28 protein-coding genes are annotated in these 24,251 nt (G+C 67.8%); 10 read left to right on the top strand and 18 right to left on the bottom strand.

From position 1 onward, the window contains the following. Positions 1–3 precede the first annotated feature (3 nt). The gene (gene hemW, locus OSH07_RS00435; RefSeq protein WP_266336638.1) at positions 4–1,161 is read left to right on the top strand and encodes a radical SAM family heme chaperone HemW; all 1,158 of its coding nucleotides are present in this window, start codon (positions 4–6) and stop codon (positions 1,159–1,161) included. 332 nt (positions 1,162–1,493) lie between these two features. Here the strand turns inward: hemW and OSH07_RS00430 are convergent, their stop codons facing one another. Next, the gene (locus OSH07_RS00430) at positions 1,494–2,591 is read right to left on the bottom strand and encodes a penicillin-binding protein activator (protein ID WP_266336637.1); all 1,098 of its coding nucleotides are present in this window, start codon (positions 2,589–2,591) and stop codon (positions 1,494–1,496) included. A gap of 256 nt (positions 2,592–2,847) precedes the next feature. Between OSH07_RS00430 and rsmI the strand changes: the two genes are divergently transcribed. From rsmI to olsB, 5 genes are all read left to right on the top strand, one after another. Further along, positions 2,848–3,837, top strand: a complete 990-nt coding sequence (gene rsmI, locus OSH07_RS00425; protein ID WP_266336636.1) for a 16S rRNA (cytidine(1402)-2'-O)-methyltransferase — start codon at positions 2,848–2,850, stop codon at positions 3,835–3,837. Further along, complete coding sequence (locus OSH07_RS00420) at positions 3,788–4,192, top strand: YraN family protein (protein WP_266336635.1); 405 nt, start codon at positions 3,788–3,790, stop codon at positions 4,190–4,192. Before rsmI ends, OSH07_RS00420 begins: the two co-directional genes overlap by 50 nt. 64 nt (positions 4,193–4,256) lie before the next feature. Continuing rightward, on the top strand, positions 4,257–5,198 hold the full coding sequence (gene gshB / locus OSH07_RS00415; RefSeq protein WP_266336634.1) for a glutathione synthase: 942 nt from the start codon (positions 4,257–4,259) through the stop codon (positions 5,196–5,198). 115 nt (positions 5,199–5,313) lie between these two features. Next, positions 5,314–6,846 (top strand): YifB family Mg chelatase-like AAA ATPase, encoded by a 1,533-nt coding sequence (locus OSH07_RS00410; protein WP_266336633.1) that lies wholly within the window; start codon positions 5,314–5,316, stop codon positions 6,844–6,846. Between the two features lie 333 nt (positions 6,847–7,179). Continuing rightward, positions 7,180–8,016: a l-ornithine N(alpha)-acyltransferase gene (olsB, locus tag OSH07_RS00405; protein ID WP_266336632.1), complete on the top strand. Its 837-nt coding sequence runs from the start codon at positions 7,180–7,182 to the stop codon at positions 8,014–8,016. A gap of 30 nt (positions 8,017–8,046) precedes the next feature. Here the strand turns inward: olsB and OSH07_RS00400 are convergent, their stop codons facing one another. From OSH07_RS00400 to hisB, 10 genes are all read right to left on the bottom strand, one after another. Further along, complete coding sequence (locus OSH07_RS00400; RefSeq protein ID WP_266336631.1) at positions 8,047–8,685, bottom strand: trimeric intracellular cation channel family protein; 639 nt, start codon at positions 8,683–8,685, stop codon at positions 8,047–8,049. Between the two features lie 13 nt (positions 8,686–8,698). Continuing rightward, positions 8,699–9,304 (bottom strand): nucleotide exchange factor GrpE, encoded by a 606-nt coding sequence (grpE, locus tag OSH07_RS00395; protein WP_266336630.1) that lies wholly within the window; start codon positions 9,302–9,304, stop codon positions 8,699–8,701. A 121-nt stretch (positions 9,305–9,425) separates the two neighbouring features. Beyond that, the gene (locus OSH07_RS00390) at positions 9,426–10,325 is read right to left on the bottom strand and encodes a cation diffusion facilitator family transporter (RefSeq protein ID WP_266336629.1); all 900 of its coding nucleotides are present in this window, start codon (positions 10,323–10,325) and stop codon (positions 9,426–9,428) included. Between the two features lie 120 nt (positions 10,326–10,445). Further along, positions 10,446–11,399, bottom strand: a complete 954-nt coding sequence (coaA, locus tag OSH07_RS00385) for a type I pantothenate kinase (protein WP_266336628.1) — start codon at positions 11,397–11,399, stop codon at positions 10,446–10,448. 21 nt (positions 11,400–11,420) lie between these two features. Continuing rightward, complete coding sequence (locus tag OSH07_RS00380) at positions 11,421–11,744, bottom strand: phosphoribosyl-ATP diphosphatase (protein ID WP_266336627.1); 324 nt, start codon at positions 11,742–11,744, stop codon at positions 11,421–11,423. Between the two features lie 12 nt (positions 11,745–11,756). Continuing rightward, positions 11,757–12,545, bottom strand: coding sequence for an imidazole glycerol phosphate synthase subunit HisF (hisF, locus tag OSH07_RS00375; protein ID WP_266336626.1), 789 nt, complete (start codon positions 12,543–12,545; stop codon positions 11,757–11,759). Then, entirely contained in the window at positions 12,545–13,285 is a 741-nt protein-coding gene (hisA, locus tag OSH07_RS00370) for a 1-(5-phosphoribosyl)-5-[(5-phosphoribosylamino)methylideneamino]imidazole-4-carboxamide isomerase (RefSeq protein ID WP_266336625.1), read from the bottom strand. Before hisA ends, hisF begins: the two co-directional genes overlap by 1 nt. Further along, positions 13,285–13,935, bottom strand: coding sequence for an imidazole glycerol phosphate synthase subunit HisH (hisH, locus tag OSH07_RS00365; protein ID WP_266336624.1), 651 nt, complete (start codon positions 13,933–13,935; stop codon positions 13,285–13,287). Before hisH ends, hisA begins: the two co-directional genes overlap by 1 nt. Beyond that, entirely contained in the window at positions 13,932–14,408 is a 477-nt protein-coding gene (locus OSH07_RS00360) for a DUF2628 domain-containing protein (protein ID WP_266336623.1), read from the bottom strand. The genes hisH and OSH07_RS00360 overlap by 4 nt, the downstream gene beginning before the upstream one ends. A gap of 9 nt (positions 14,409–14,417) precedes the next feature. Continuing rightward, on the bottom strand, positions 14,418–15,011 hold the full coding sequence (gene hisB, locus OSH07_RS00355; protein ID WP_266336622.1) for an imidazoleglycerol-phosphate dehydratase HisB: 594 nt from the start codon (positions 15,009–15,011) through the stop codon (positions 14,418–14,420). Between the two features lie 210 nt (positions 15,012–15,221). On the opposite strand from hisB, the gene hslV reads away from it, so the two are divergent. From hslV to OSH07_RS00340, 3 genes are all read left to right on the top strand, one after another. Continuing rightward, positions 15,222–15,788: an ATP-dependent protease subunit HslV gene (hslV, locus tag OSH07_RS00350; RefSeq protein WP_266336621.1), complete on the top strand. Its 567-nt coding sequence runs from the start codon at positions 15,222–15,224 to the stop codon at positions 15,786–15,788. A 117-nt stretch (positions 15,789–15,905) separates the two neighbouring features. Next, complete coding sequence (gene hslU / locus OSH07_RS00345) at positions 15,906–17,210, top strand: ATP-dependent protease ATPase subunit HslU (RefSeq protein WP_266336620.1); 1,305 nt, start codon at positions 15,906–15,908, stop codon at positions 17,208–17,210. Between the two features lie 167 nt (positions 17,211–17,377). Further along, positions 17,378–18,325, top strand: coding sequence for a DUF1402 family protein (locus tag OSH07_RS00340; RefSeq protein ID WP_266336619.1), 948 nt, complete (start codon positions 17,378–17,380; stop codon positions 18,323–18,325). Between the two features lie 39 nt (positions 18,326–18,364). Here OSH07_RS00340 and OSH07_RS00335 read toward each other — a convergent pair whose 3' ends face one another. From OSH07_RS00335 to OSH07_RS00320, 4 genes are read right to left on the bottom strand one after another with little or no spacing between them, the layout of a single operon-like run. Further along, positions 18,365–18,745, bottom strand: coding sequence for a helix-turn-helix domain-containing protein (locus OSH07_RS00335; protein ID WP_266336618.1), 381 nt, complete (start codon positions 18,743–18,745; stop codon positions 18,365–18,367). Then, a complete protein-coding gene (locus OSH07_RS00330) occupies positions 18,742–19,335 on the bottom strand; it encodes a Smr/MutS family protein (protein WP_266336617.1) in 594 nt (197 codons plus the stop codon). The genes OSH07_RS00335 and OSH07_RS00330 overlap by 4 nt, the downstream gene beginning before the upstream one ends. After that, positions 19,332–20,429, bottom strand: coding sequence for a murein transglycosylase A (gene mltA / locus OSH07_RS00325; protein WP_266336616.1), 1,098 nt, complete (start codon positions 20,427–20,429; stop codon positions 19,332–19,334). The genes OSH07_RS00330 and mltA overlap by 4 nt, the downstream gene beginning before the upstream one ends. Positions 20,430–20,444: 15 nt before the next feature. Further along, positions 20,445–21,167 (bottom strand): Tim44/TimA family putative adaptor protein, encoded by a 723-nt coding sequence (locus OSH07_RS00320; protein ID WP_266336615.1) that lies wholly within the window; start codon positions 21,165–21,167, stop codon positions 20,445–20,447. 266 nt (positions 21,168–21,433) lie between these two features. Here OSH07_RS00320 and secB point away from each other — a divergent pair, with 266 nt between their 5' ends. Then, positions 21,434–21,919 (top strand): protein-export chaperone SecB, encoded by a 486-nt coding sequence (gene secB, locus OSH07_RS00315; protein ID WP_266336614.1) that lies wholly within the window; start codon positions 21,434–21,436, stop codon positions 21,917–21,919. Between the two features lie 82 nt (positions 21,920–22,001). Here secB and dnaQ read toward each other — a convergent pair whose 3' ends face one another. From dnaQ to OSH07_RS00300, 3 genes are read right to left on the bottom strand one after another with little or no spacing between them, the layout of a single operon-like run. Then, positions 22,002–22,721, bottom strand: a complete 720-nt coding sequence (gene dnaQ / locus OSH07_RS00310; protein WP_266336613.1) for a DNA polymerase III subunit epsilon — start codon at positions 22,719–22,721, stop codon at positions 22,002–22,004. A 26-nt stretch (positions 22,722–22,747) separates the two neighbouring features. After that, complete coding sequence (gene coaE, locus OSH07_RS00305; protein ID WP_266336612.1) at positions 22,748–23,368, bottom strand: dephospho-CoA kinase; 621 nt, start codon at positions 23,366–23,368, stop codon at positions 22,748–22,750. Next, positions 23,365–24,243 carry a shikimate dehydrogenase gene (locus tag OSH07_RS00300; protein WP_266336611.1) on the bottom strand — a complete coding sequence of 293 codons (879 nt, stop codon included), beginning with the start codon at positions 24,241–24,243 and terminating at the stop codon, positions 23,365–23,367. Before OSH07_RS00300 ends, coaE begins: the two co-directional genes overlap by 4 nt. Between the last annotated feature and the right edge of the window lie 8 nt (positions 24,244–24,251).

Genomic DNA, 24,251 nt, shown 5'->3' with positions numbered 1-24,251 from the left:
CCCATGGCGGCACCGATCGACCCCGGATTTGGCGTCTATGTGCACTGGCCGTTCTGCGCGGCCAAGTGCCCCTATTGCGACTTCAACTCGCATGTCCGCCACCAGGGTGTCGATCAGGAGCGCTTTGCGAAAGCCTTCGTCACCGAGATCCAGACGATGGCGGCCAAGTCGCCCGGCAAGACGGTCAATTCGATCTTCCTCGGCGGCGGCACGCCGTCGCTGATGGACCCGAAGACCGTCGGCACCATTCTCGACGCCATCGGCGCTGCGTGGAACGTCGCGCCGGACGCCGAGGTGTCGATGGAGGCGAACCCCTCCAGCGTCGAGGCGGAACGCTTCCGCGGCTATCGCGCCGCCGGCGTCAACCGCGTGTCGCTCGGCGTGCAGGCGCTGAACGACGTCGACCTGAAGGCGCTCGGCCGGGTCCACAATGTCGAGGAGGCAATGCGCGCCATCGACATCGCCCGCGCCACCTTCCCGCGCCTCTCCTTCGACCTGATCTATGCCCGCCCCGGCCAGACGCCGGACATGTGGCGGGCCGAGCTGCTGCAGGCGCTCGACCGCGCCTCCGACCACCTGTCGCTCTACCAGCTCACCATCGAGCCGGGGACGATGTTCGAGAAGCTCTACGCGGCCGGCAAGCTGGCGATCCCGGACGAGGATACCGCCGCGACCCTGTTCGAGATCACGCAGGAAATCTGCGACAAGCATGGCCGCCCGGCCTACGAGATCTCCAACCACGCCGTTCCCGGCGGCGAGTGCCGGCACAACCTCGTCTACTGGCGCTATGGCGAATATGCCGGCATCGGCCCCGGCGCGCATGGCCGCCTCGTCATCGACGGCCAGCGCCACGCCACCGCGACGACGCTGCTGCCGGAAACCTGGCTCGGCCGCGTCGAATCCTGGGGCGACGGCATCGAGACGGATGAGATCCTGACGCCGGAAGAAGCCGGCGACGAGATGCTGCTGATGGGCCTGAGGCTGACCGAAGGCATCGATCTGCGCCGCTACAAGGCGATCGCCGGCCGGCCGCTCGATCCACGCCGCATGGCGGATCTGATCGAGCACGGCATGGTCGAGCAGCTCGACGAGAACCGCGTCCGCGCCACCCGCTCCGGCTCCTTCGTTCTGGACGCGGTGGTAGCCGACCTCGCGGCCTGAGCTGGTCTCAGAAGAAAAGACCCTCACCCCAACCCTCTCCCGCAAGCGGTAGAGGGGGCCGGCCTGCGCCCGTCCGGCGGCCGGTGCCAAATGCTCTCCCTCTCTCACCTCTCCCACACGGGGAGGTCTGACCGAAAGTCCGGGTGAGGGGTTGATATCCGGCGAGGGCTGAACCCCTCACCCGTCGGCCTGCGGCCGTCGACCTCTCCCCATGGGAGAAGTGAAGATCCCCCGCCTGCCGCAGCGTCCATAGAGAGCGCCGGCCCAAAAGCCCTCGCTCGCTTGCGGGAGAGAGGTGGGTGAGGGTCTCGCTTGCCGCCTCGGCGAGCCGGCTACGCCCCCGTGCGGGCAAAGGTCTGCGGCGCCGGGGCGATCATGACCGGGGTGCCGCCGCCGAGCTCGTAGATCGCGAGCTGGCGCTGGTTAGTGCCGTCCGGCAGGAAGCGGAAGGCGCCGTCGACGCCGATGAAGCCGTTCGGATTGGCCAGCATGTCGGCGGTGAAGCGCTTGTCGCCATAGCGGGCGGCGAGTCCGGCGGCGAGGCTGGTCGCGTCATAGCCGAGCGAGGCGGTGCGCAGCGGCGGCGCGCCGAAGACACTCTGGTAGCGAACGGCGAAGGCGGCATAGCCGGCGCGGTCCGGCGCCGGATACCAGCCGCCGCGCAGCGTCGGCTCGGCGGCGATGCGCGGATCGTCCCACTGGCCGGACCCGAGGAACTTGACCTGGCCCGGCCTTATGCCGCGCGCGCTCAGGATCTGCGCCAGGAACGGCGCGGCGTCGCCGGCGTCGGGCATGAACACGGCGTCGACCTGGCCGCTCTGGATCACGGTGGCGAGCGCCTCCGCCTTCTGCTGCATGGCGACGCGATCGAGGCCGTAGCGCTCGATGGCGACGACCCGGGCTCCATTGGCGGTGGCAGCGCGCTGCAGCGCCGCCTCCATCACCGTGCCATAGCCGTTTTCCGGCAGGATGGCCGCGATCGAGCGTTTCCCCTGCGAGGCGGCATAGCCGATGATGCGGTCGGCGTCCGACTGCGGCAGGAAGCTCAGCAGATAGACGTTGCGCGCGGCGACGCTGGTATCGGTCGAAAACGCAACGATCGGGATACCGGCGGGCCTTGCCACGGAGGCGGCCGCTGCGACGGAGGGCGAGAAGAGCGGACCCATGATGAGCTCCGCTCCCTGCGAGATCGCCTCGGTCGCCGCCTGACGGGCGCCCTCCGGCGTGCCGCGATCATCCTTGATGAGGATCTGCAGATTGGCGCCGCCCTGGAATTCGCGCAGCGCCAGGTCGGCGGCATTCTTCAGGTTGGCGGCGATGACGCCGGCATTGCCGGTGGCCGAGGAGGGCAAAAGCAGCGCGACGCGAACCGTGCCGTTGCCGAGCGTGTCGCCGACGACCGGCTGGCCCCCCGTCGCAGACGGCGTCACGCCGGCTCCGGTGCCGGGTCCTCCGACGGTCGAGGCACAGGCGGCCAACAGGCCGAGCGCGGCGAAACAGGATGCGAACAACCCTGCCCTGCCACCGTCCAGCCGTTCGGAACGGAACCAACCCACACGCCTTCTCCTGTTCAATCGCAAGATGTAACTGTACTGGAAAGCCCATGGTTGTTCAGCGGCAAAGAGCGGCGGTCTCGGTGAATTCAGGTCTGGTGTCACTTCTCCACAACGTCGGCGCGGGCGCGTCATGAGCGCTCCCGGACAGGCGGAAACGCCGGAAGCAGGGCACGGCGAAAGCCGCGCCTTCTATCTGATCGACGGCCAGCGCCTGCGCGCGCCACGGATCGAGCCGGGCCTCTACATCGTCTCGACGCCGATCGGCAATCTGCGGGACATCACGCTGCGCGCGCTCGCGACCCTCGCCGCCGCCGACGTCATCGCCTGCGAGGACACCCGCGTCACCCGCGTGCTGACCCGCCACTACGGCATCGACACCGAGCTATTCGCCTATCACGAGCACAATGCCGACCGGCAGCGCCCGAAGCTGCTGGCGGCACTCGCAAGTGGCAAGGTGGTGGCGCTGGTCAGCGACGCCGGCACGCCGCTGGTCTCCGATCCCGGCTTCCGGCTGGTCGGCGACGTGCTCGCGGCCGGCCATCGCGTCGTGCCGATCCCCGGCGCCTCGGCGCTGCTGACGGCGCTGGTCGCGGCGGCGCTTCCGACCGACACCTTCCTGTTCGCCGGCTTCCTGCCCAACCGCACCGTCGGCCGCAAGAAGCGGCTCGCGGCGCTTGCCGACGTGCCCGGCACACTGATTTTCTACGAGTCGCCGCATCGAACCGCGGATTCGCTCGCCGACATGGCCGAGACGCTCGGCGGCGACCGCCCGGCCGTGGTGGCGCGCGAGCTGACCAAGACTTTTGAAACCGTCCGGCGCGGCACGCTCGCTTCCCTCGCCGAGGCCTTCGGCAGCGAGCCGTCGCCGAAGGGCGAGATCGTCATCCTGATCGGCCCGCCGATCGATGCCGAGCCCGATGCCGACGAGGTCGACACGCTGCTGGCGCGGCTGCTGGAAAGCCACCCGCTGAAGGAGGCGGCGTCGCTTGCCGCCACCGCGACCGGCATGGCCAAGCGCGACCTCTACCAGCGCGCGCTGGAGCTGAAGGCGGAGGCCGCCGAGGCCGAGGATGACGAAGACGGCGACGACCCGGGCGACGACGACGATGGCGAGGCCTGACCGCCGCGCCTCGGAACGACGCGGCCGTTTCGCCGAAACGGTCGCCGCCCTCTATCTCAATCTGAAGGGCTACCGCATCGTGGCGCGGCGCTTCCGCAGCCCGCTCGGCGAGATCGACCTCGTCATGCGGCGCGGCGACATGCTCGTCTTCGTCGAGGTCAAGGCGCGGCGGACGCGCGACGCCGCCATCCTGGCGATCACGCCGGCGGCGCGCGACCGCCTCATCCGGGCGGCGAAGAGCTTTATCGGCCGCCATCCCGAGACGGCAGGGCTAGCGCTCCGCTTCGACATCGTCGCGATCCTGCCGCGCCGGCTGCCGCACCACATCGTCGACGCTTTTGCTCGGGATCGCTGACGACGGCATTGCCATTCGGCCCCGCCACACGACATAAGAGGCCTATTCCGCATTGGGGGCCTATATGTCGCTTTCCGTCGCCGTCCAGATGGACCACATCGCCAGGATCAACATCCGCGGCGATTCCACCTTCGCCCTGATGCTGGAAGGCCAGCGGCGCGGCCACAAGCTCTACCACTACACGCCCGACCGCCTGTCGCTGAACGACGGCCGCGTCGAGGCGGCGATCGAGGCGGTCACCGTCCGCGACGTTCCCGGCGACCATTTCTCGCTCGGCGAGGCGGAGCGGACCGATCTCTCGACCATGGACGTCGTGTTCCTGCGCCAGGATCCGCCCTTCGACATGGGCTACATCACGACGACGCATCTGCTCGAGCGCATCCATCCGAAGACGCTGGTCGTGAACGACCCGGCCGAGGTGCGCAACGCGCCGGAAAAGATCTTCGTCACCGAATATCCGAAGCTGATGCCGCCGACCTTGATCTCGCGCGACGCCGACGAGATCCGCCGCTTCCGCCAGGAGCATGGCGACATCATCATCAAGCCGCTGTTCGGCAATGGCGGCGCCGGCGTCTTTCGCCTGTCGGAAGGCGACCAGAACCTCGCCTCGCTCTTGGAGATCTTCTCGGCCGCCTATCGCGGCGAGCCCTATGTCGTGCAGCGCTACCTGCCGGCGGTCCGGGCCGGCGACAAGCGCATCATCCTGGTCGACGGCGTCGCCGTCGGCGCCATCAACCGCGTGCCGGCGGATGGCGAGTCGCGCTCCAACATGCATGTCGGCGGTCGGCCGGAGCCGATCGAGCTGACCCGGCGCGACCGCGAGATCTGCGAGGCGATCGGGCCCGACCTGAAGAAGCGCGGCTTCGTCTTCGTCGGCATCGACGTCATCGGCGACTACCTGACCGAGATCAACGTCACCTCGCCGACCGGCATCCGCGAGGTGAAGCGCTTCGGCGGCGCCGACATCGCCTCGCTGGTCTGGGACGCCGTCGAGAGCAAGCGCTAGGGTTAACGGATTGCTACCAGGATCCGCGCCGCGAGGCCGGCGCGGATGTTCACGACCTGTTCTTGTATTCGCCCGAAAGTTGACGTAGCGTCATTCCGCAACGGGGATGACGGATATGGTCGCGCATGTCACGACGGTGGCGTTCCAGGGCATCGAGGCGGTGCCGGTCGACGTCCAGATCCAGATCGCGCCGGGCTTTCCCGGCATAGTCATCGTCGGCCTGCCGGACAAGGCCGTGGCAGAAAGCCGTGAACGGGTGCGCGCCGCCCTGCACGCCTCCGGCCTCGCTCTGCCGCCGAAGCGGATCATCGTCAATCTGGCGCCGGCCGACCTGCCGAAGGAAGGCAGCCACTACGATCTGCCGATCGCGCTCGGCCTGATGGCGGCGCTCGGCGTGCTGCCGGGCGACCAGCTGGCCGATTTCGTCGCGCTCGGCGAACTGGCGCTCGACGGCACCATCGCCTCCGTCGCCGGCGTGCTGCCGGCGGCGATCGGCGCCAACGCCATCGGCCGCGGGCTGATCTGCCCTTCCGCCTGCGGCCCGGAAGCGGCATGGGCCGGCGGCGGCATGGAGATCCTGGCCCCGCGCAGCCTGATCGCCATCGCCAACCACTTCAAGGGCACGCAGGTGCTTTCGCGGCCCGAGCCGGCGCTGAAGCGCGACGGCGCGGCGCTCGCCGACCTCGCCGACGTCCGCGGCCAGGAGAGCGCCCGCCGCGCGCTGGAGATCGCCGCCGCCGGCGGCCACAACCTCCTGATGGCCGGGCCGCCCGGGGCCGGCAAATCGATGCTGGCGAGCCGCCTGCCCTCGCTGCTGCCGCCGCTGTCGCCGAAGGAACTGCTTGAGGTGGCGATGATCGCATCCATCGGCGGCGAACTTGCCGGCGGCAAGCTGACCGACCGGCGTCCGTTCCGCGCGCCGCACCATTCGGCCTCGATGGCGGCGATGGTCGGCGGCGGCCTGCGCGCCCGGCCGGGCGAAGCCTCGCTCGCCCATCACGGCGTGCTCTTCCTCGACGAACTGCCCGAATTCACGCCGCAGGTGCTCGATTCGCTGCGCCAGCCGCTGGAGGCCGGCGAGGTGATGATCGCCCGCGCCAACCATCGCGTCCGCTATCCCTCCCGCTTCCAGCTGGTCGCCGCCATGAACCCGTGCCGATGCGGCATGGCAGGCGAGCCGGGCATGAGCTGCAAGCGCGGCCCGCGCTGCGCGGCCGACTATCAGGCGCGGCTGTCCGGCCCCTTCCTCGACCGCATCGACATGCGGATCGACGTGCCGGCGGTGACCGCGAGCGACCTGATCGGCGCGACACCTTCGGAAAGCAGCGCCGTCGTCGCCGAACGTGTGGCGGCGGCGCGCGCGCTGCAGGCCGAGCGGTTCGAGGCGCTCGGCATCGACGACATCCGCACCAACGCGCAATGCGGCAGCGCCCTGGTCGAGACGATCGCGACGCCGGACAAGGCCGGGGCGAAGCTGCTTGCCGAGGCCGCCGAGGCGCTGCGCCTTTCGGCGCGGGGCTATCATCGCGTGCTGAAGGTCGCCCGCACCATCGCCGACCTCGACGGCGCCGAGACGGTCGGCCGGCCGCATCTCGCCGAGGCGCTCCGCTACCGCATCGCCGGCGACCGGCTGCTGGCCGCCGCCTGAGCACGGCCGGAGGCCCGGCCGGCGACTCTGGATCGGCCCGATATTTCGACCGCTTGCCGGCTGGACGCGCCATCGCCGTCAGCGACCGGGCCAAACGACGGAACCGCGGACGGCCGAGACCGAGAAAGCGCTTCGTCACCGAACTGTCGGAGAACTGTGTTCTTCTCCGCAACGGGGTCAGAAATCCCGGCGGGAAAGCGTTGGGGACCAGCAGGAGAAGGTCAGATGGTCAAGCGCGGCAATGCGGCGACCCAGCAGGTTCTGCGCGTATCGGAAGCGATCATTGCTTTGCCGGCTCTATCGAAGCGGGCAATTGGCGGTATAAGACTCCCGATGCCGAAAGCCCTTCGCCCTGCTGCCATCCTGCCTGAAACGCTCGGTCGAATCGGAGCGCTGGAAGTGCGCCTTGCCGCCACGCCGCGCGAGGTAAAGAAGGCGCAGAAGCTGCGCTACAAGGTCTTTTACGAGGAGATGTCGGCGATCCCCGACGTGCAGGCGCAGCTGTCGCGCCGCGATCGCGACGGTTTCGACAAGATCTGCGACCACCTGCTCGTCATCGACCACGACACCCGCCTCGCTTCAGGCGAGGCGGCGATCGTCGGCACCTACCGCCTGCTGCGCCAGGAAGTGGCGAACCGCCACACCGGCTTCTACACGGCGAACGAATTCGACATCGGGTCGCTGCTGGAGCGGCATAGCGGGCTGAATTTCCTGGAGCTCGGCCGCTCCTGCGTGCTGAAGCCCTACCGCACCAAGCGCACGGTCGAACTGCTCTGGCACGGCATCTGGAGCTATGTCCGCAGCCACGGCATCGACGTGATGGTCGGCTGTGCCTCGCTCGAAGGCACCAATCCCGATGCGCTGTCGCTCCCCCTCTCCTTCCTGCACCACAGCGCCCGCGCCCCGGCCGAATGGACGGTGAGCGCGCTGCCGCACCGCCGCGTGCCGATGGACCGGATGGCAGAAGACGCGATCGACATGAAGGCGGCGCTGAAGACGCTGCCGCCGCTGATCAAGGGCTATCTGCGCCTCGGCGCCTATATCGGCGACGGCGCCGTGGTCGACCGCCAGTTCGGCACGACGGACGTGCTGATCGTGCTGCCGGTATCGGCGATCAGCGAGCGCTATGTGAACCACTACGGCGTCGACGCCACCCGCTACGCTGCCTGAAGGCCGGCAACCGCGGCTCCGGATGCGGGCCTAGCGGGGAGGAAAGGCGCGGCCGGGACGCGACCGGTAGGTCGGCAGCGTCCAGCCGAAGGTCAGTGCGCCTGCCCGCACCGCGAAGGCCGAAAGCGCACCCAGCACGGAAGCGGTCCAGAACGGCACGCCGAGCAGGATGGCGAGCACGAACAGGGTCGCGCCCACCACCGTCGCTGTCACATAGATTTCCCGGCGCAGGATCACCGACGGCTCGCCGGCGACGATATCGCGGATGATGCCGCCGAAGGTCGCGGTGACGACGCCCATCACCACCGCGCCGAAGGGGCTGGCGCCCGCGTCGAGCGCCCGCGCCGCGCCCATGACGCAATAGCCGGAAATGCCGATCGCGTCGGCCCAGAGCAGCAGGCGGTAGCGATATTCGACGAAGGGCGCGACAAAGTAGACGAAAACGGCGGTCGCGACGCAGAGCACGACCGGGGCGGGCTGGGTGATCCAGAACACCGGCGTCGCGCCGAGGATGACGTCCCGCAGCGTACCGCCGCCGACGCCGGTGATCGACGCCAGAAAGGCGAAGCCGACGATGTCGAGCTGCTTGCGAGACGCCGCGAGCGCCCCGGTCAGGGCAAAGACGAAGACCCCGATGAGATCGAGGCTGTAGAGCACGGGAGCATCCACAGCCTCGTCCGCCTCAGACGGAGTTGGGCGAGGAATCGCCGGCTTCGGTCTTCGCTTCCCTCGGCTTCGGCGCGCCCTTGGCAACGCCGACCATGGCCGGGCGCAGGACGCGGTCGCCAATCACGTAGCCGGACTGGACAACCTGCATGACGGTGCCGGCCGGCTGCTCGGTGGTCGGCACCTCGAAGACGGCCTGGTGCAGATGCGGATCGAACTTCTGGCCGAGCGGCTCGAGCTTGCGGACGCCGTGGCGCTCCAGCGAATTGACGAGATCGCGCTCGGTCATCTCGACGCCGTCGATCAGCGCGGTCAGCGCCTCGTTGCCGCCGCGCGCCTCATCCGGAACCGCCTCGATGGCGCGGGCGAGGTTGTCGCCGGCGGTCAGCATGTCGCGAGCAAAGGCGGCGATGGCGTACTGGCGCGCATCCGCGACCTCGCGCTCGGTGCGGCGGCGCAGGTTTTCCATCTCGGCGATGGTGCGCAGGACGCGATCCTTCAACTCGGTCGCTTCAGCCTCGAGCGTCGCGATGCGAGCCGCCGCGGCGTCGCCATCCGCAGCCGTCGCGGCCGCGTCGGCGGCTGCATCGGTGGAGGAGACGGGCTGGGTATCGTCAGACATGGCGAACTCTCTTTTGATCAGAACCAAAGGTTAGGCCCGATATCATGAGTTTGGGGCAGAAAATCAAGCTCTGCGCCCCTCCGCCGCGCCGCGATATGGGGCGGAAACGGACGGAAGGACGCTAGAGAACGATCACGCCGTGATGCAGCGCCTCGGCCTCGGGCTCGATGTGGATCAGGACTTCCGAGCCCTCGATCGCCTTGTTCAGTGCCGCCTCGATGCGATCGCAGATGACATGGCCGGCGGCGACCGTCATCGATCCCGGCACGACGAGATGGAACTCGATGAAGATGGCGCGGCCGGCATTGCGGGTGCGGAGGTCGTGCACCTCGATCGCGCCCGTCGCCTCGGTCGAAATGATCGAGCGGATCTCGCTTTCCACCTCGCCCGAGACGGCATGATCCATCAGCCCGCCGACGGAATCGCGAATGACGCGCCAACCCGACCACAGGATGTTGACGGCGACGATGACGGCGAGCAGCGGATCGAGCACCACCCAGCCGGTGAGCGCCACCAGCACGAGGCCGATGAAGACGCCGACCGAGCTGATGACGTCGCTGGTCAGGTGCCAGGCCTCGGCGATGAAGGCGGGCGAGCGGCGGCGGCGGCCGAAGCGGAACAGATACATCGCCCAGGCGCCGTTGATCGCCGTGGCGACCAGATTGATCGTCAGGCCGATACCGGCGTTTTCGAGCGCCCGCTTCTCCTCATAGGAGATCCAGGCTTCGCGCAGGATGAGCAGCGCCGCCACGACGATCAGCACGCCTTCCAGCACGGCGGAGAAATACTCCGCCTTGTGGTGGCCGAACTGGTGGTCGCTGTCGGCCGGCTTGTGGCTCAGCCGAATCGCCCAGAACGCCGCCACCGCGGTGGCGAGATTGACGATGCTCTCCAGCGCGTCCGAATAGAGCGCGACGCTGCCGGTCTTCCAGTAGGCGGCATATTTCAGCGCCATCACGACCAGCGCGATGACGATCGAGGAGAGCGCGACAAGCGTTATCCTGTCGTTCCATTTCGGCATGATCGTCCTCGGTGTGTCGGCGGTTTCGGCGCATTAACACCGCCGGCAGGAGGCTTCAACGGCTATCTTCGCAACTGCGAACGAGTGGCAATCAGAGCTGCCGGAAACCCAGCAAAAGCCTCAAAGACGACGCAGCGCGACCCGCTCGATCAGGTGGCTTTCCCCTTTGCTGAGGATAAGATCGGCGCGCGGGCGGGTCGGCAGGATGTTCTCGTAGAGATTGACCCGGTTGATGCGCGACCAGAGCCGGTCGGCGATCGCCAGCGCCTCGGCGTCCGACACCATCGCATAGCGGTGGAAGTAGGAGTTCGGGTCCTGGAAAGCGGTTTCGCGCAGGCGCTGGAAGCGCTCGACATACCAGCGCCGGATGTCGGCCTCCTCGGCGTCGATATAGATCGAGAAATCGAAGAAGTCGGACACGAAGGGCACCGCCGTGCCGTCGCGCGGCAGGCGCGGCGCCTGCAGCACGTTGATGCCTTCGACGATCAGGATGTCCGGCCGGTCGATGGTGATCCGCTCGCTCGGCACGATGTCGTAGACGAGATGCGAATAGACGGGCGCGGAGACGCTGCCGAGCCCGGCCTTGATGTCGGACAGGAAGGAGAGCAGCGCCGGCAGGTCGTAGCTCTCCGGGAAGCCCTTGCGCTCCATCAGCCCTTCGCGCTCGAGCACGGCATTGGGATAGAGGAAGCCGTCCGTGGTGATCAGGTCGACCTTCGGCGTGTTGGTCCAGCGCGCGAGAAGCGCCTTCAGCACGCGCGCGGCGGTCGACTTGCCGACCGCGACGGAGCCGCCGATGCCGATGATGAACGGCGTCTTGCCCTCATTGGCGCCGAGGAAGGTGCGGGTGGCGTTGTAGAGCCCCTGCGTCGCGGCGACATAGAGGCTGAGCAGGCGCGACAGCGGCAGGTAGATCGTCACGACCTCATCGATCGAGATCGGATCGTTCAGACTGCGCAGGCGGAAAAGATCCGCCTCGGTCAGCGTCAGCGGCATGTCGGCCCGGAGGCTCGCCCATTCCTGACGGCCGAAGGTGCGATGCGGTGCGTGCTCGAGCCGCGCGGACTTGTCCATGTTCTTCTCCCCGACCGCGAACTACTCCGCCGGCCGCGACGCCTTTTCCTGCAGTCCGGTCTGCCGGGTGCGGCCCTCGAGCTCCTGCATCACCGCGTCAAGCGGCAGATCGGACGCCTCGAGCATCACCAGCAGATGGTAAAGCACGTCGGCCGCTTCCGCCGTCAGCTCGGCCTTGTTGCCCTCGGTCGCGGCGATGACGGCCTCGACCGCCTCCTCGCCGAACTTCTTGGCGCAGCGCGACGGACCCTTGGCCACCAGCTTGGCGGTGTAGGAGCCGGGATCGCCCGAATTGGCGCGGTTGCGGATGATGGCCGCGAGGTCGGAAAGCGTGAAATCGGACATGCCCTGCCCTCCTCAGCCGTCGAGCCGGACGGGAATGCCGGCCGCCGCCATGTGTGTCTTCACCTCGCCGATGGTGAACTGGCCGAAATGGAACACCGAAGCCGCCAGCACCGCGCTGGCATGGCCTTCGACGACGCCATCGACGAAATGATCGAGCGCGCCGACGCCGCCCGAGGCGATCACCGGGATCGGCACCGCATCGGCGATGGCGCGGGTGAGCGCGAGGTCGAAGCCGTCGCGCGTGCCGTCGCGGTCCATCGAGGTCAGGAGGATCTCGCCGGCACCCAGCGCCGCGACCTCGATCGCATATTCGATCGCGTCGATGCCGGTCGCCTTGCGGCCGCCATGGGTGAAGATCTCCCAGCGGTCGTGGTGGTCGCCGCTCATGCCGCGCCGCTTCGTCTGCTTGGCGTCGATGGCGACGACGATCGCCTGGGCGCCGAACTTCTCCGCCGCGCGGGCGACGATCATGCGGTCCGTCACGGCGGCCGAGTTGATCGCTACCTTGTCGGCGCCGGCCAGCATCAGCGCGCGGATATCCTCCACCGCCCGGACGCCGCCGCCCACCGTCACCGGCATGAAGCAGGCTTCGGCGGTACGCGCCACGACATCGAGGATGGTGCCGCGGTTCTCGTGCGTCGCGGTGATGTCGAGGAAGCAGAGCTCGTCGGCGCCGGCGGCGTCATAGGCCTTGGCGGCCTCGACCGGGTCGCCGGCGTCGATCAGGTCGACGAACTGCACGCCCTTGACGACGCGGCCGTCATGCACGTCCAGGCAGGGAATGATGCGGGTCTTGAGCATCAGGCGGTCTCCCGCGCTTCGCGGATCAGCTTCAGCGCCTCGGCCGGGTCGAGCCGGCCGTCATAGAGCGCGCGGCCGGAGATCGCGCCCTCGAGGATGGCGCAATCCGGCTGCAGCAGGCGCTTGACGTCGTCGAGCGAGGCAAGGCCGCCTGAGGCGATGACAGGGATCTCAACCGCGCGGGCCAGCGCCAGAGTCGATTCGATGTTGAGGCCCTTCAGCACGCCGTCGCGATCGATGTCCGTGAAGACGATCGCCGCGACGCCGGCATCCTCGAACCGGCGCGCCAGCTCGATGGTGGTCAGCTCCGAGGTCTCGGCCCAGCCCTCTACCGCGACCTTGCCGCCGCGCGCGTCAATGCCGACGGCGACCTGACCCGGATAGGCCTTGCAGGCCTCGCGGACGAGATCGGGATCGCGCACGGCGATGGTGCCGAGGATGACGCGGGCGATGCCCTTGTCGAGCCAGGCCTCGACGCCGGCGCGGTCGCGGATGCCGCCGCCGAGCTGGACCGGCATCTTCACGCGCTTCAGGATCGCCTCGACGGCGGCGCCATTGACCGGCTGGCCGGCGAAGGCGCCGTTCAGGTCGACGACGTGGAGGTATTCAAAGCCCTGGCTCTCGAATTCATGCGCCTGGGCGGCGGGGTCGGTGTTGAACACCGTCGCCTGCTCCATGTCGCCGAGCTTCAGGCGAACACAGGCGCCGTCCTTCAAATCGATGGCGGGAAAGAGGATCATCAGGGCTTCCACTTCAGGAAGTTGGCGAGAAGGGCGAGACCGAGCTTCTGGCTCTTCTCGGGATGGAACTGCGTGCCGGCGACGTTGCCGGTGGTGACGATCGCCGTGACCGGGCCGCCATAGTCGGCGGTGGCGATGACGTCGCCCGGCTGCTCGGCAAAGAGCTGATAGCCGTGCAAGAAATAAGCGTGCCAGCCATCGTCGCCGAGCGCGATGCCGTCGAGCAGGGGATGCGAGCCGGACGCGTTCAGCGTGTTCCAGCCCATATGCGGGATCTTCAGGCGCGGATCGTTCGGCTCGATGCGCCGGACCTCGCCCTGGATGCGGCCGAGGCCCTTGGTGACGCCGTATTCGATTCCGCGCGTCGCCAGCAGCTGCATGCCGACGCAGATGCCGAGGAATGGCCGGCCGCGCGCGTCGATCGCCTCGTTGATCGCCTCGATCATGCCGTCGACGCTGTCGAGATTGGTGCGGCAATCGGCGAAGGCGCCGTCGCCGGGCAGCACGATGTGATCGGCCCTGGCGACGACGTCAGGGTCGGCGGTGACGACGACAGGCGCCGTCGAGCCGTTGCGCGCAGCGGCGAGCTCCAGCGCCTTGGCGGCCGAGCGCAGATTGCCGGCGCCGTAATCAATGATCGCAATGGTCATCGGGTTGTCCCCGGGGTCGGAAAGAGGCCAACGATGTCGGCCGAGAAATGGGGTTGCGCGAGTGGAGCGGAGGCCGGGCCGGAGGGGCTCGGCGTCTCGTCGTCAGCACGGACGAAGAAGCGGATCTCCGCCTCTTCGAGCGAGCGGCCATCGGCGACGCCGCGCTCGGTGAAGCGGCGGCGCGCGAGCGTCCAGCGCCGGAGCGTGTTGCCCTCGAAGCCGAGATAGAGCGCGCCGAGCAGCCCGAGCGCCGCAGCCGTTGGCGCCCCGAGCATGCGCCCCGCCCATTCGATGCCGACGGCGAACAGCGCATAGAAGCAGAGCACCAGCCACATGCGCCGATAGAGCATCCAGATCACCGGGATCAGGAAAGCCGCCCAGCAGAAACCGTCCCTGACGAAGACCACGCGCTCGGCCTCGCGCATCCCGCCAGTCGCGGAAACGGGCGGTGCGTGCACGGTGTAGGTCGTCATGACGCTCCCTCAGTCGCCCAGCTTGCCCTTGGTCGACGGCACGCGGTCGGCCTGCCGCGGATCGATCGACGCGGCCACCCGGAGGGTGCGCGCCACCGCCTTGAAGCAGGTCTCGGCGATATGGTGGTTGTTGTCACCATAGAGATTTTCGATGTGCAGCGTGATGCCGGCGTTCTGGGCGAAAGCCTGGAAGAATTCCTTGAACAGCTCGGTATCGAAATCGCCGACCTTGGGCCTCGTGAACTCGACCTTCCAGACCAGATAGGGCCGGCCGGAAACGTCGATGGCGCAGCGGGTCAGCGCCTCGTCCATGGCGAGGTGGGTATCGGCATAGCGGGTGATGCCGCGCATTTCGCCCAGCGCCTTCTTGAGCGCCTGGCCGATGGCGATGCCGACATCCTCGACCGTGTGGTGCTGGTCGATATGCAGGTCGCCCTTGCAGCGGATCGTCAGGTCCATCAGGCCATGGCGGGCCAGTTGATCGAGCATATGGTCGAAGAAGCCGACGCCGGTTGCAATGTCGGCGCGGCCGGTGCCGTCGAGATCCAGCGTCACCGCGATCTCGGTTTCCTTCGTCTTGCGCTCGATCGTGGCGCTACGCATATCTGCTTTCCTTCTCGGTCCCTGCCCGGTCCAGCGATCTGGGCGCATTTCGCTCAGGACAGCCGGCTTTTATCAGGCGTTTCCCCATAGCGCCATAAGGTTGAGCAAGCCTTTGCATCGGCCGAGGAGGCGCCTACATAAGACGCTCTAGCCAACAGGGATCGCCGCGGGGCCTGATGGGACCAAAGCGATCCGCCACGAAAGCAGATCATGACACAACCCCAGAATGACAGCCCCTATGCGGCGTGGCACGGGACGACCATCATCACCGTCCGCAAGGGCGACAAGGTCGTCATCGCCGGCGACGGCCAGGTTTCGCTCGGCCAGACGGTGATCAAGCATACCGCCCGCAAGGTGCGCCCGCTCGGCAAGGGCGGCGTCATCGCCGGTTTCGCCGGCTCGACCGCCGACGCCTTCACCCTTTTCGAGCGGCTCGAGGCCAAGCTCGAGCAATATCCCGGGCAGCTGACACGCGCCTGCGTCGAACTCGCCAAGGACTGGCGCACCGACCGCTATCTGCGCCATCTCGAGGCGATGATGCTCGTCGCCGACAAGTCCACCAGCCTCGTGCTGACCGGCAATGGCGACGTGCTGGAGCCGGAAGGCGGCGTGATGGGCATCGGATCGGGTGGCAACTACGCGCTTGCCGCCGCCCGCGCCCTGATGGACAGCGATTTGACCGCCGAACAGATCGCCCGCAAGGCGATGGCGATCGCCGCCGACATCTGCGTCTACACCAACACCAGTGTCACGCTCGAGCAGCTCGACGCAGCCTAGAGCGTCTCACCGTTTTCCCAAAACGGTTCGACCCTCTAGGTCTTTGTTTTGACGCGTTTTCCGGTCGCGAAGCGCACGCACTTCGCTTGAAAACGCTATAGGCGGACAGGAAGTCCAATGACCAATTTCTCTCCCCGCGAGATCGTCTCCGAACTCGACCGCTACATCATCGGCCAGAACGACGCCAAGCGCGCCGTCGCCATCGCGCTGCGCAACCGCTGGCGCCGCCAGCAGCTCGAAGGCACGATGCGCGAAGAAGTGCTGCCGAAGAACATCCTGATGATCGGGCCGACCGGCGTCGGCAAGACCGAAATCTCCCGCCGTCTCGCCAAGCTGGCCGGCGCGCCCTTCCTCAAGGTCGAGGCGACCAAGTTCACCGAGGTCGGCTATGTCGGCCGCGACGTCGAGCAGATCGTGCGCGATCTCGTCGAGATCGGCATCGGCCTGACGCGCGAAAAGAAGCGCAAGGACGTCGAGGCCAAGGCCCATCTTTCGGCCGAGGAGCGCGTGCTGAACGCCCTCGTCGGCGAGGCCGCCAGCCCCGCCACCCGCGAGAGCTTCCGCAAGAAGCTGCGCGCCAACGAGCTCGACGACAAGGAAATCGAGATCCAGGTGCGCGACCAGTCGGGCGGCATGCCGCAATTCGACGTTCCCGGCATGCCGGGCGCATCGATCGGCGTGATGAACATCGGCGACATGCTCGGCAAGGCGTTCGGCGGCAAGACCAAGACGCGCCGCGTCACCGTGCGCGACAGCTACAAGGTGCTGATCGACGAGGAATCCGACAAGCTGCTCGACGACGACCAGCTGACGGCCGAAGCGATCGCCGTCGTCGAAAATGACGGCATCGTCTTCCTGGACGAGATCGACAAGATCTGCGCCCGCGAAGGCCGCTCCGGCGATGTTTCACGTGAAGGCGTGCAGCGCGACCTGCTGCCGCTGATCGAGGGAACCACGGTCGCCACCAAGTACGGGCCGGTGAAGACGGATCACATCCTGTTCATCGCCTCGGGCGCGTTCCACATCGCCAAGCCTTCGGACCTGCTGCCGGAACTGCAGGGCCGCCTGCCGATCCGCGTCGAGCTCAACGCGCTGACCCAGTCCGACTTCCGCCAGATCCTGACGGAACCGGAATCGAGCCTGATCAAGCAGTATGTCGCGCTGATGCAGACCGAAGGCGTCAACCTGGTCATCGCCGAGGATGCGATCGACGCGATCGCCCGCATCGCGGTCGAGGTCAACTCGTCGGTCGAGAACATCGGTGCCCGCCGCCTGCAGACGGTGATGGAGCGGATCCTCGACGAGATCAGCTTCGCCGCCCCGGATCGCTCCGGCGAGACGGTGACGATCGATGCCGCCTATATCGAGGCGCATATCGGCGACCTCTCGCGCAACATCGACCTGTCGCGCTACATCCTCTGACGAGAATTGCCTCCCCCGCGCCGGCGTGCGGGGGAGGCAGCCGACACGGCGTTATCCGGGCCAGTGTGGCAGGTAAGCCGTTTTCGAGCCCGGTTTTCCGATGCTATAAGCCGGGATCGGCCGATCCGTCCCGGGTGCGGTCATGTTGACCGACCGACGGAATCCCCATGCGTCTCCTGCGCAGTGCCCTGCTCGCCTCCCTGATCCTCGCGACCACCCTGCCCGCTTTCGCCGTCGTCGCCGTGCCGCCGGGCAACCGGTCGAAGGAACAGCCGACGATCGACATGAGCTCGATCAAGCGCGCGGGCGAGACCAAGGAAAGCTTCGAGGCCAAGTACCGCCGCATCTATGCGCTGCTGCAGCGCGACAAGGGCCTGATGCGCTCGATCAAGCGCTCGGCCGCCACCTATGGCGTCGATCCCGTCCACCTGGTCGGCGCCATCATCGGCGAGCACACCTACAATGTCGGCGGCCTCGACAGCGCGCAGTCCTACTACGTCAAGGCGCTGGCCTATCTCGGCACCACCGACCTGGCCTTCGGCTACCAGGGCGAGTCCGTCACCCAGTTCGTATCGCGACCGCAGTTCGAAGACTGCGACAGGCTCAAATCCGCCTATGACCTGTGGACCTGCCGCGAGGACGTCTGGGACAAGGATTTCCGAGGCAAGAAGGTCGACGGCAAGTCGTTCCCGCGCGACCGCTTCTCGAAGGTCTTCTTCCAACCGCTCTATGCCGGCCAGACCTTCGGCCTCGGCCAGATCAACCCGCTGACGGCGCTGACGGTGACCGACATCGTCCACCGCAAGAGCGGCCTGCCCCTGCTCGACGCCGAACGCGCGCCGCAGCTCTACCAGGCGATCATGGATCCCAACATGTCGCTCGACTACATGGCGGCGATCATCCGCCTGTCGATCGATGTCTATCGCGACACGGCCGGCGTCGATATTTCCAACAATCCCGGCATTACCTCGACGCTCTACAATGTCGGCGACGTGAAGGTGCGCGCCCGGGCGCTCGCGGCCGAGCGCAAGCGCAACAAGAACGCCATGCCGCAGGAAAACTACTATGGCTGGCTGGTGAACGACCGCATCGATGAGCTGCGCAAGCTGCTCTGAGTACGGACCCTAACGGGCTCTTGCGGAAAGAGCTTCGGTTCAGGCGCCGTCGACATGATCGCGCGCCGCCGCGTCGCGAACCGCTTTCTTCAGATCCCGCAAGGACTTGGCGCTGAGGCCGGCGATTTTCGCCGCCAGCAGATGCGCCAGTTCCGTCGCCGCGGGATCGAGCCCCGCCGTATCGACGACGACGCGAGGATGCGACGTCTCGGCCAGCCGCTGCAGTTCCTCCGCCTCGTCCCAGATCACGTTGAAATAGGCGATGATGCGCTGGACCATGAACCAGCTCGGGCTGCCGCGCCGGCCATGCTCGAGCGCCGACAGGTAGGAGCTCGACACCTGCAGCCCCTCGGCCATCGTCTTCAGCGACAGCCCGCGCTCGTCGCGCATGGCCCGCAGCTTTCGTCCGAACGGCGTCACACCTCGCCTACCTTGTGCAGGGTCCGCTTCTTGCGGATGCGGACATAGAGGGCGCCGCCGCCGCCATGGCTGCGATGCGCTTCCTCGAAACCGATGACGATATTGCGCAGGCCCGGCTCCGCCAGCCATTGCGGCACGCGCCGCCGCAGCACGCCGCGCTCGTTCATGCCGAACGGATCCTCGCCGCCGACCTTGCCCTTGCCGGTGATGACGATCACCAGCTTGGAGCCACGTGACTGGGCGTCGATCAGGAAACCCCGCAGGCGGTCATGCGCGTCGAGCTGGGTCAGGCCGTGCAGGTCGATGCGGCCATCGATCTCGATGGTGCCGCGCGCGACGCGCGTCAGCGTCCGGCGCTCGATCGGATGCAGGGGCGGCGGAGGCGGCGGCACGGCCTTGCCGATCTTGCCGGCCTTCGCCGGCGTCGCAGTTCCCCTGGCAGGCGCCGTGGCGATTGCCGGCACTTCGGCGACCGGTGGCTCCTGAGGCTCGACGACCGCATCCTCCGGCCGAAGCGGCGCCACCGTGCGGGCGACGGTCGCCCAGAGCGTGCGTTCCTCGCCGGACAGATTGCGCTTGCGGCGCGTCATGGAACGCTCCGCGGCGCCAGCACGACGAAATCGCCGGCGGCCTGCATGCGTCCCGCGATGCGGCCGGCCTCGTCGCCCGAGCCGAAGAAGATATCGCCCCGCGCCGGGCCGAGAATGGCCGATCCGGTGTCCTGCGCCATCATCAGCCGCCGATACGCACCACCGCCCTCGGCGGCCGGCAGGCGCGTGTCGATCCAGATCGGGGCATGGAAGGTATGAAGCGTGCGATCGACGGCGAGGCTGCGGCCCGCCGTCAGCGGCACCTTGGCGGCGGCGATCGGGCCGAGCTCGGGATCGATCACCGGCGCCTCGCGGAAGAAGATATAGGACCGGTTCTGCCAGATCACCTCGGACGCCTGGTCCGGATGCTCGGCGAGCCAGGCGCGGATCGACTGCATGCTGACGCCGCCCTTCGGCAGCGCCTGCCGGTCGAGCAGGACCTTGCCGACCGAGGTATAAGCGTGGCCCGACTTCGCCGCATAGGTCACGCGCAGCAGCGTGCCGTCAGCCATGCGCAGGCGGGCTGCGCCCTGGATATGGATGAAGAGCGCATCGACCCGGTCAGCGACATAGGCGAGTTCCAGTCCGCGACCGTCGAGCGCGCCGCGCTCGATCTCGCCGCGGTCGAAGAAGGGCTCGAACCCGGCCGCGGTCTGGCGCGCAAAGCGCATGCCGGGCTCGATGCCCGGCGGCGGCGCATGCTCGTCGACCTCGACCAGTTCCGGCGGCGGCGCCAGCAAGGGCACGCGGAACGTCTCGTCGGGCTGGCGCGAGGCGGCGACTTCCGGCTCGTAGAAGCCGGTGAAGAAGCCATTGCCGGCGGCCGGCGTCACCCGCATTGGCTGGAAGTGGGTCTCGAAGAACGCGCGGGCCTCGGCGGAAGAAATCTCCGCCGGCATGACGGCGGCGATCCGGGCGACGCGGGCGAGGGCGGTTCCGTCGATGCCGAGGCTGCGGGTCTTCGGCTCGCTGGCGGCGGCGTAAGTCGCGCTCAGACGATAGGCGCGCCACGCAGCGGCATGGTCATCGTCCTGCCAGCCCTCGATCGCGCCGAACGGCAGGGACACAAGCCGGGCGTTTCCTTCCGTGGACACGAGCGAGTTTCCCGGTCATTCAACGGTTTCGGTGGCGACGAGCAGCCAGTTGGGGTCGCGGGACGAGACGTCGCGCGCGAAGGTCCAGATGTCGGTGACATCGGCAATGTGCACCGGATCGCCATCGACGACCTCGCCGGCCTTGTCGCGGGTCGCCGAAATCAGCTTCGACACGAACTTGACCGAAACCTGCGCCGTGCCGCCCTTCAGCGCCGCATCGACCATCTCGACCTTCTCGAAGCCGACGAAATTGAACTCGACCGTCTCGCCGCGCGACTCGCGATCCCCGATCGCGCTGACGAAGCCGTCATAGACCTCGCGGCCGAGCAGCGGCTTCAGCGTCTTCTGGTCGCCGCGGGCAAAGGAAGTGACGATCATCTCATAGGCGGTGCGGGCGCCGTCGATGAACTGCTGCGGATCGAAATTGCGGTCGGCGGCCATGATCTGGCCGAGCGCGGTCGCAAGCGGGGTGCCGGCGGGCGCGACGGCGGCGATCCGCTGGTCGTCGGCCGGCGCGCCGGCGGGCGCGGGGGCGACGTCGTCATTGGCGCGGCGGGGCAGGGGGATGACCTTGTCGTCGGCGCTGGCGTCCGGCTCGCTCGCCTTGCGGCGGGTGAACGGATCGAAGGGCGGGCGCTCATTGCCGGTCCGCTGGCCGAGCACGCCACGCAGCTTGAAGAAGATCACCACCGCGAGGACGAGGAAGATCAGCGTGTAGATATCGACGAAGCCGTTCATGCCGAAGGCATCCTGTCCTATTCCGGGGGCGTCCATGAAGCCGATTGCGCGATCGGCCGGCACGGACCCAATGTGGTAATCGTTGGGCGTCGATCCAAGTCCGTCAAGACCACAAAGGCCGCCCGGGCTGGAATGCCGAGGCCAGGCCCTGCGCGCGCCATCGACGAGCTCGGTACAGCCGCTTGTATCACCGAGACGGAAGTGTTAGCGAGCCCACTTGTTGAGATCAGGCCATTCGGCCGGATTGTTCCAGGGGAGCCGCCTTTATGGCCGATGATAACGAAAATGGCGCGGGCCAGCTCGCCCAGCCCAACCTTTCGATCCTGCTGCAATATGTGAAGGATCAGTCCTTCGAGAACCCGGCCGCGCCGCGCTCGCTCGGCCCGCGCCGCACGGCGCCGCAGATCAACATCGGCATCAATGTCGGCGCCACGCCGCTGGACGGCGACGACTACGAGATCGAGCTGCGCCTCGAAGGCCGCGCCACCGATGGTGACCAGGCGCTGTTCGTCGCCGAGCTGGTCTATGCCGGCGTGTTCCGCGTCTCGAACGTGCCGCAGGAAAACCTGGCCCCGATCCTGATGATCGAGTGCCCGCGCCTGCTGTTCCCGTTCGCGCGCCAGATTCTGGCCGACATGACCCGCAATGGCGGCTTCCCGCCGCTGCTGGTCGACCCGGTCGACTTCACCCAGCTCTACCGTCAGCGCCTGATGGAAATGGCCGCCGCCCAGCAGGGTTCGCGTCCGAGCTGATCGAACTTCGATCACCCGAGATGAAAAAGCTCCCGAGCCGGCGGTTCGGGAGCTTTTTTGTTGCCTGCCCGGAAAGCCCGGGTCAGCCCGGCTCGACTTCCTCGGGCATATAGGTCTTCCACAAGGCGCTGTCGCCCATTTTGGCGATGAAGGCGCGGTGCGCCGCCTGCTCTTCCGCCGTGACTCGAAAAGCGCGCGGCACGGCCCGCTGCTGCGGCGCGGCCACAACCGCCAGGCCGCCATCGACGGTCACCTCGGCGACGGCTTCCGGCACCAGGACCAGGTCCGGCTGGCGGCCGCCGATCAGCTCCAGATAGACGTCGGCCAGAAGCACGGAGTCGATCAGGCCGCCGTGGACGGTGCGCGAGCTGGTATCGATGCCATAGCGCGAGCAGAGCGCGTCCAGCGTGTTCGCCGCCTTCGGATGCTTGCGCCGCGCCAGCGCCAGCGTGTCGATGACGCGCTCGGGCGGAATCGGCGGCTTGCCGAGCCGGGCGAATTCGGCGTTCAGGAAGCTGATATCGAAATTGGCGTTGTGGGCGATCAGCGTCGCGCCGTCGATAAAGGCGAGGAATTCGTCGACGACGGCGCCGAACAGCGGCTTGTCGGCGAGGAACTCGTCCGACAGGCCGTGCACGCGGAACGCCTCTTCCGGCATCGAGCGTTCCGGATTGATGTAGACGTGATAGTCACGACCGGTCGGCAGGTGGTTGAACAGTTCGACGGCGCCGATTTCGACGAGCCGGTCGCCCTTCAGCGGCTCCAGGCCCGTCGTTTCGGTATCGAAGACGATTTCGCGCAAGGCTCAGCTCCGGTTCGTTCCAGTCATCATGGCATGTCGGCGGGCGGATTGGATCCGCTTGCCGCCCGCGCCGCCAGCGCGCGAACGATATCGGCCACGCAACGGGCCGAAGCCGCCTTGCTGCCGCCGGTATCGACAATGAAATGCGCCCGCCGCCGCTTCTCGGCGTCCGGCATCTGGCGCGCGAGAATGGCGGCCAGCCGCTCGGCCGTCATGCCCGGCCGCTGCAGCACCCGCTCGGCCTGGATATCGGCCGGCGCGCTCGCGACCACCACGACGTCGACCCGGCCCTCGGCGCCGGTCTCCAGCAGCAGCGGCACGTCGACGACGAACAGGGACCGCCCCTCGGCGCGGGCCGCCGCCATCCGCTCCTGTTCGACCGCCTGTACCATCGGATGAACGATCGCCTCGAGATCGGGCAGGGCGGCGGGATCGGCGGCCAGGATGGCCGACAGCTTGCCGCGATCGACCACGCCGTCGGTAATCGCATCGGGGAACCGCTCCGCAACGCGCGGCACGGCAGCGCCGCGATAGAGCGCGTGCACGACGGCATCGGCGTCATGCAGCACGGCGCCATGGGCGGCGAACAGGCGGGCCGTCGTCGACTTGCCCATGCCGATCGAGCCTGTGACGCCGATGACGATCACGCCGCCACACCCGTTTCCGTCACGCCCATGTCGGCGAGGATCAGGCGCCGGAGTTCCGGCGTCACCACCGGGCGGCGGCCGAACCAGCGCTCGAAGCCCGGCACCGCCTGGTGCAGCAACATGCCGAGGCCGTCGACCGTCTTCAGGCTGCGCGATCGCGCCACCTTCAGGAGCGGCGTCTCGAGCGGGATATAGACGATATCGGTGACGAGAAGATCGTCGCGCGCCGCGGCGAGATCGATCACCAGCGGCGGCTGGCCTTCCATGCCGAGCGAAGTGGTGTTGACCAGAAGCGAGGCCTGCGGCAGCAGGGCAGGGAGATCCTCCCAACCGGCCGGGTGGATATCACTGCCGAAACGCTCGGCCATCGCCTCGGCGCGGTCGCGCGTGCGGTTGATGACATGGATCGGCGCGAAGCCGCGCGCCTGCAGGGCCCAGATCACCGCCCGGGCGGCGCCGCCGGCGCCGAGCACGATCGCCGCGCCCGGATTAGCGTCGAAGCCCGGCGCCCCATGATCGAGATTGGCGATGAAGCCTTCCGCATCGGTGTTGGAGCCCATCAGGCGCCCGTCTTCCAGCCAGACCGTGTTGACGGCGCCGAGCGCGGTCGCCACCGCATCGGCGTGATCGACGGCGGCGAAGGCCACCTCCTTGTGCGGGACCGTGACGTTGCAGCCGACAAACGGGCCCGTGGCGAACCCGGCGAAGAAGGCAGCCGCCTGCTCCGGCTCGACCGGATGGCGCACATAATCGCCGGCTAGTCCCAGTTCGGACAGCCAATGGCGATGGATGATCGGCGAACGCGAATGCTTGACCGGCCAGCCAATCACGCAGGCGGTTGGAACGGCGGCGGTCGGAGAAGCGGAAGTCGTCATGTCGCCTC

The sequence above is a fragment of the Kaistia nematophila genome, from assembly GCF_026343855.1.
GTDB classification, from domain to species: domain Bacteria; phylum Pseudomonadota; class Alphaproteobacteria; order Rhizobiales; family Kaistiaceae; genus Kaistia; species Kaistia nematophila.
Note: the sequence above shows the minus strand (reverse complement) of the source record. Positions and strands in the feature narration are given on the sequence as shown.

What these genes read in the sequence shown, in the direction of transcription:
- hemW (WP_266336638.1), top strand. Translation starts at nt 4, where the DNA reads ATGGCGGCACCGATCGACCCCGGATTTGGCGTCTATGTGCACTGGCCG.
- rsmI (WP_266336636.1), top strand. Translation starts at nt 2,848, where the DNA reads ATGAGCGCTCCCGGACAGGCGGAAACGCCGGAAGCAGGGCACGGCGAA.
- OSH07_RS00420 (WP_266336635.1), top strand. Translation starts at nt 3,788, where the DNA reads ATGACGAAGACGGCGACGACCCGGGCGACGACGACGATGGCGAGGCCT.
- gshB (WP_266336634.1), top strand. Translation starts at nt 4,257, where the DNA reads ATGTCGCTTTCCGTCGCCGTCCAGATGGACCACATCGCCAGGATCAAC.
- OSH07_RS00410 (WP_266336633.1), top strand. Translation starts at nt 5,314, where the DNA reads ATGGTCGCGCATGTCACGACGGTGGCGTTCCAGGGCATCGAGGCGGTG.
- olsB (WP_266336632.1), top strand. Translation starts at nt 7,180, where the DNA reads ATGCCGAAAGCCCTTCGCCCTGCTGCCATCCTGCCTGAAACGCTCGGT.
- grpE (WP_266336630.1), bottom strand. Translation starts at nt 9,304, where the DNA reads ATGTCTGACGATACCCAGCCCGTCTCCTCCACCGATGCAGCCGCCGAC.
- OSH07_RS00390 (WP_266336629.1), bottom strand. Translation starts at nt 10,325, where the DNA reads ATGCCGAAATGGAACGACAGGATAACGCTTGTCGCGCTCTCCTCGATC.
- coaA (WP_266336628.1), bottom strand. Translation starts at nt 11,399, where the DNA reads ATGGACAAGTCCGCGCGGCTCGAGCACGCACCGCATCGCACCTTCGGC.
- OSH07_RS00380 (WP_266336627.1), bottom strand. Translation starts at nt 11,744, where the DNA reads ATGTCCGATTTCACGCTTTCCGACCTCGCGGCCATCATCCGCAACCGC.
- hisF (WP_266336626.1), bottom strand. Translation starts at nt 12,545, where the DNA reads ATGCTCAAGACCCGCATCATTCCCTGCCTGGACGTGCATGACGGCCGC.
- hisA (WP_266336625.1), bottom strand. Translation starts at nt 13,285, where the DNA reads ATGATCCTCTTTCCCGCCATCGATTTGAAGGACGGCGCCTGTGTTCGC.
- hisH (WP_266336624.1), bottom strand. Translation starts at nt 13,935, where the DNA reads ATGACCATTGCGATCATTGATTACGGCGCCGGCAATCTGCGCTCGGCC.
- OSH07_RS00360 (WP_266336623.1), bottom strand. Translation starts at nt 14,408, where the DNA reads ATGACGACCTACACCGTGCACGCACCGCCCGTTTCCGCGACTGGCGGG.
- hisB (WP_266336622.1), bottom strand. Translation starts at nt 15,011, where the DNA reads ATGCGTAGCGCCACGATCGAGCGCAAGACGAAGGAAACCGAGATCGCG.
- hslV (WP_266336621.1), top strand. Translation starts at nt 15,222, where the DNA reads ATGACACAACCCCAGAATGACAGCCCCTATGCGGCGTGGCACGGGACG.
- hslU (WP_266336620.1), top strand. Translation starts at nt 15,906, where the DNA reads ATGACCAATTTCTCTCCCCGCGAGATCGTCTCCGAACTCGACCGCTAC.
- OSH07_RS00340 (WP_266336619.1), top strand. Translation starts at nt 17,378, where the DNA reads ATGCGTCTCCTGCGCAGTGCCCTGCTCGCCTCCCTGATCCTCGCGACC.
- OSH07_RS00330 (WP_266336617.1), bottom strand. Translation starts at nt 19,335, where the DNA reads ATGACGCGCCGCAAGCGCAATCTGTCCGGCGAGGAACGCACGCTCTGG.
- OSH07_RS00320 (WP_266336615.1), bottom strand. Translation starts at nt 21,167, where the DNA reads ATGAACGGCTTCGTCGATATCTACACGCTGATCTTCCTCGTCCTCGCG.
- secB (WP_266336614.1), top strand. Translation starts at nt 21,434, where the DNA reads ATGGCCGATGATAACGAAAATGGCGCGGGCCAGCTCGCCCAGCCCAAC.
- OSH07_RS00300 (WP_266336611.1), bottom strand. Translation starts at nt 24,243, where the DNA reads ATGACGACTTCCGCTTCTCCGACCGCCGCCGTTCCAACCGCCTGCGTG.